This window comes from Microvirga sp. GN3 (genome assembly GCF_055792825.1).
This window is the reverse complement of sequence record NZ_JBVVAK010000308.1, coordinates 1-3,792: the sequence shown is the minus strand read 5'-3', so window position 1 is coordinate 3,792 and position 3,792 is coordinate 1. Positions and strand designations below refer to the sequence as shown.

Annotated in this window: 3 protein-coding genes and 2 pseudogenes; 2 read left to right on the top strand and 3 right to left on the bottom strand. The window is 60.8% G+C overall.

All coding sequences use genetic code 11. The features are described 5' to 3' along the window. Window positions 1–171: 171 nt before the first annotated feature. Together ACS5Q1_RS46950 and ACS5Q1_RS46945 are read right to left on the bottom strand one after the other, a co-directional pair. Complete coding sequence (locus ACS5Q1_RS46950; protein ID WP_473104634.1) at window positions 172–858, bottom strand: GntR family transcriptional regulator; 687 nt, start codon at window positions 856–858, stop codon at window positions 172–174. Window positions 859–1,020: 162 nt separating this feature from the next. Next, a pseudogene (locus tag ACS5Q1_RS46945) lies at window positions 1,021–1,230 on the bottom strand (DDE-type integrase/transposase/recombinase); the annotation flags it as partial. A gap of 488 nt (window positions 1,231–1,718) precedes the next feature. Between ACS5Q1_RS46945 and ACS5Q1_RS46940 the strand changes: the two are divergent. Both ACS5Q1_RS46940 and ACS5Q1_RS46935 read left to right on the top strand, forming a co-directional pair. After that, window positions 1,719–1,862, top strand: a pseudogene (locus ACS5Q1_RS46940) (IS6 family transposase); the annotation flags it as partial. A gap of 361 nt (window positions 1,863–2,223) precedes the next feature. Next, window positions 2,224–2,748, top strand: coding sequence for a transposase (locus tag ACS5Q1_RS46935; RefSeq protein ID WP_473104633.1), 525 nt, complete (start codon window positions 2,224–2,226; stop codon window positions 2,746–2,748). Between the two features lie 12 nt (window positions 2,749–2,760). Here ACS5Q1_RS46935 and ACS5Q1_RS46930 read toward each other — a convergent pair. Beyond that, window positions 2,761–3,792, bottom strand: a 1,032-nt coding sequence (locus tag ACS5Q1_RS46930; RefSeq protein ID WP_473104632.1) for an IS256 family transposase, incomplete at its 5' end; no start/stop codon positions are given.

Below are 3,792 nucleotides of genomic sequence, written 5' to 3'. Positions count from 1 at the left end.
TGGCGCGCTCGGCCTCGGCCGCCGAAGCACGGGCATACTCACCCACCACATCGTTGGTGTTCGATGGATTGACGTTGGCCGAGGCTTCCGTCGCCGACAGCCACTCGCCCGCAATGTAATTCTTCGTCATGATCAGCCCAGCTCCTCGGTCTTGCTTTTCGCGCTCTTTGACTAAGTTGCTTTACTGTGTTCTTCGATATAGTTTCGGAGCGACTTGCCAACACCTTCGATATGCGCCTTCAAGAGTGTGCAGGCCGCAGAGATCTTGCCGCTCGCACAAAGGCGTACGAGTTCAGCATGCTCGTTTTCGGCGCGTTCCATGCCACCTGTAAGCGAAAGCTGAAGCCGGGTGTGCCGGTCACATTCTTGAAGTAGGCCACCAACGATTGCCTGCGCGCGCGGCTGTCGTGCATGTTGGTACAGAACGTTATGGAACTCTGTGTTCAGCTCACCCCAGCGCCGTACGTGTTTAGCGCGAAGTTCTGAGCTGTATTCCTGAAGGATCTGACTAAGCCGCTCATAATCCGCGTCCGTCAGATGTTTGGCAGAGGCTTTGAGGAGCCGTGGTTCAAGTAGCGCCCGGAGTTCAAAGAGTTCTTGGACTTCCTCCATAGATAGCTCTGAGACGATTGCGCCGCGATGCGGAAGGATCTTCACCAGCCCTTCAGCTTCGAGCTGCATCAGGGCCTCACGTACCGGGATGCGGCTGACACCGAACTCCGTAGCAAGGGCATCTTGACGAAGCTGGAATCCAGATTTGAACTCACCATCCACGATCCTGCGCCGCAGTTCTTCTGCAACGGCAGAGGCGATTGTCCTGTGCTGAAGGGATTTTTGAGCGAGTCTGGCAGTCGGCATGGCTTTCACTGTTGTTAGTTGCAGATCCTATGGAAGAATGGATCTTATAACTCTATAGCAGACTGATAAGAGAGCGGCTTGATGTCGGCGATGTTATACAATCTACCTAGTTCCGTTGCAACTCCTGACATAGGTCGCGCAAAGGGCCGCCCAGGACGCAGGTTACGCGGCTGCGCCGAACAGGCCAGCAATGAAGTCGCGCTGCGCGCCCATGTCATCTGCTGATACACTGACGACCTGTCCCTTGCGGATCATCGCCATAGTCTCGTAACCGGCAATCGTCTGGGAGGCGGACATGAAGTTCTTGAAGCTCATCCCTGGCCGGACCAGCCGCTCGATGCGGCGGTGATCCTGCTCGACGATGTTGTTATCGAACATGCTTTTCCTCGGCACCACCGGCGGGGTGGAGTCATCAGCTCGCCGGCTGTATCCTGGGCTGACCGGGACAGGGGTGTTGGGAGCACGTGATGTGGGCACGCCGAGGTATTTGATGAGCTGAGAGCTCGTGTTGTTATCTGGCCGCCCCTGCGACCAGCCCGGTTGCGCCGTGAGCGCGGATCCGTAAGCGTCGTGTGGCCCGCAGGCTCCTTGACGTGATGACAAGCATAGAGGTCCCATGCATGTGATCGGACTGGATGTGCACCGCACGTTTGCCGCCGTGGCGGTGCTGGACAACACCTAACTCTCTCATCCTGGCTGGGTTGAGCTGTCTCGCGAGGCCGTTCTGGCCTTCAGCCGTAAACTGCGGCCGGACGACGAGGTCGTGATCGAGGCGACCGTCAACATAGCCATGATCGCCCCGGCTCCGTTGCATTAACCTTGGCGGGTTAGGAAGGGCGACCACCTGAGGAGCCGCCCTGTTGTCTCTGTTCAAGCGCCGCCGCTTTCCAGTCGAGATCATCCTGCTGTGTGTGCGCTGGTATTGCAAATACGGGATCAGCTACCGCGATCTGGCCGAGATGATGCAAGAGCGCGGCGTCGCCGTTGACCCGAGCACCATCTTCGACCTGTAAGAAAATCCTCTGGAAGCTCCAAAGGGCTACAATAAGCCGGAGCCTTCCCAGGGAGATCAGGTGATGGACCCTGTCGATCCGCAGGCCTCACGTGAGACGGTTCAATCTTGCTGTTCCCGCTCAGCCTCATCGCAACTGAGGCGCGTTCGGCTGGTGCACGTTAATCGCCGCCAGCTGATCTGGACCATGTTGGATATCGAGCGATTGGTCGACGAGGACCATCCGGTTCGGGCGATCTGGGAGCTGGTGGGCCGGCTTGATCTGTCCGCCTTTGTGGACCGGATCGGCTCGCTGGAAGGCGGTGCGGGGCGGCCCGCCTTTGATCCGCAGCTTTTGGTGAGCCTATGGATCTATGCCGACCAGCCGCGGCATCGGCTCGGCGCGAGAGGTGGAGCGACGCTGCGAGCACGATCCCGGCTTTCGCTGGCTGACGGGCCTTCTCACGATTAATCATCATACCCTGTCGGACTTCCGCCTGGCCCACCATGACGCGCTGGACGAGATCTTCACGCAGGTGCTCGGGATCTTGAGTGCGAAGGGGCTCATCACCCTGCAGACTGTCATGCATGACGGCACGAAGATCACGGCCCAGGCCGGTCCCGGCTCGTTCAAGCAGGAAGAGCAGATCAGCAAGCATCTGACTGCGGCTCGGGAATATGTTGCCGCCATGGGAGATCCCCGCAGTGAGAGCCAGACACCACGGCAAGCCGCAGCCCGCGCGCGGGCGCGCCGCGAGCGCCTGGAGCGGCTCGAACAAGCCCTCGTCAACGTTCAGCAGATCAGTGCCGCCAAGCGCCCCGGCTATGCCCAAGCGAGCACGCAGCAGACCGGGCGTGGGTCACGTCCGTCAATGAGTGTAAATTCGGGTGCGGTTTGAGGTGGCCATTGGTCAGCTCGCCTGTGGGGTGATTGCCAGAGCCTGCTGGTTGATCATGGGTGTTGCGAGTTCGGTCATCCCTTCGACCTGCATGTAACGATGCTGGAGCTGCCAGTCGTCATTGGCTTCCAGCAACACCGCGCCGATCAGGCGGGTAATGCTGTCCTCATTCGGGAAGATGCCCACCACGTCAGCCCGCCGTTTGATCTCCTTGTTCAAGCGCTCCAAAGGGTTCGTGCTATGCAGCTTCGTCCGGTGCTGGGCCGGGAAGCTCATATAGGCCAGCACGTCATCCATGCTGTCGTCGATGAAGACCTTGAGCTTGGGCCAGCGGTTGTGGAGTTGGTCGGCAAAATGCGAGAGGCTGGCCCGGGCCGCCACCGGATCGGGCTGCTGGAAGGCCTGGCGCAGCCCAGCCGCCACCATGGTCTGATGCGCCTTCGGCACATAAGCGAGCGCATTGCGGGTCCAATGCACCCGACACCTCTGCCAGGTGGCGCCCAGCACCCGCCGGATGGCGGCCTTGAGGCCCTCATGCGCATCCGAGATCACCAGCTTCACGCCAGTGAGCCCGCGTTTGACCAGATTGCGCAGGAAGTCAGTCCAGAAGATCTCCGCCTCGCTCGGACCGAGATGCAGCCCGACGATCTCGCGCCGGCCCTCGGTCGTGACGGCGACAGCGACTATGACGGCCACGGAGACGACGCGGCCGCCTTCCCGCACTTTGAGGTACGTGGCATCGAGCCACAGATACGGCCACTCTCCCGTGAGCGGGCGCTGCAGGAAGCCCATCACCCGCTCGTCGATGTCCTTGCAGAGCTTGGACACAGAGGACTTCGAGATGCCGCTCAGGCCCATCGCCTGGACCAGATCGTCGACCCGGCGGGTGCTGACGCCGGCAATCCAGGCTTCCTGGATCACCGCCACAAGCGCCTTCTCGACCGTGCGCCGCGGCTCCAGGAAGCCGGGAAAGTAGGCTCCGGTGCGCAGCTTGGGGATCTTGAGGTTCAAGGTGCCCAGGCGCGTGTCGAGCGCCCGCTCGCG